Origin of the sequence: Spongiactinospora sp. TRM90649, assembly GCF_029382225.1 — a bacterium.
Lineage (GTDB): Bacteria > Actinomycetota > Actinomycetes > Streptosporangiales > Streptosporangiaceae > Spongiactinospora.
On the sequence record NZ_JARLTC010000102.1, the window covers coordinates 1 to 853 of the forward strand.

General features: G+C 71.0%; 1 protein-coding gene. It reads right to left on the bottom strand.

Features of this window, described 5'->3' with window-relative positions:
• A partial coding sequence (gene dapA, locus P3X83_RS43170; protein ID WP_346742798.1) for a 4-hydroxy-tetrahydrodipicolinate synthase occupies positions 1 to 831 on the bottom strand: 831 nt, incomplete at its 3' end.
• Positions 832 to 853: the final 22 nt, after the last annotated feature.

Genomic DNA, 853 nt, shown 5'->3' on the forward strand with positions numbered 1-853 from the left:
GTCGGTTGGGGTGATCAGGGGTGGGCGGACGTGGCCGGAGGCGATCAGGCCGCGTTGTTCCAGCACCCATTTGGCCGGGGCGGGGTTGGTCTCGACGAAGAGCAGGTCGACCAGGGGGTGCAGGGCGTAGTGCAGGTCCAGGGCGGTGGCGCGGTCGCCGGCGGTGTAGGCCTCGTACATGCGGGCGACGGCGGCGGGGGCGAGGTTGGCGGCGGCGCTGACGAAGCCGATGCCGCCGATGGCCAGCAGGGGCAGGCAGAGCAGTTCGATGCCGGACCACATGAGGAAGTCGCGGCCGCACAGGTGCAGGACGCGGGAGAAGTGCTCGAAGTCCTTGGTGGTCTCTTTGACGCCGACGATGTTGTCATGCGCGCGGCGCAGGCCGGCGATGGTCTCGGGGGCGATGTCGACGGCGGTGCGGGAGGGGACGTTGTAGATGACGATCGGCAGGTGGGGGAATTCTGCGGCGATGGTGGAGTACCAGGTGTGCAGGGCCTGCTGGCTGGGGCGGGCGTAGTAGGGGGTGATGACCAGGGCGGCGTCGGCGCCGAGGCGGTCGGCCTCGGCGGTCAGGCGCAGGGTCTCCTCCAGCTTGGCCGAGCCGGTGCCGGGCAGGAAGGGCACGGTGTCGGCGGTCTCGGCGGCCACGGCGGTCATGGCGGCGATGCGTTCGTCGGTGGACTGCGCGCTGGGTTCGCCGGTGGAGCCGCCGGTGGAGATGCCGTGCGAGCCCTGGGCGAGTTGCCAGCGGACCAGGGCGCGCAGTGAGTCCAGGTCGAGTTCTCCCTCGGCGGTGAACGGGGTCACCACGGGGGCGATGGACCCGCGTATGGTGCCCGGATCCGAACGGAAC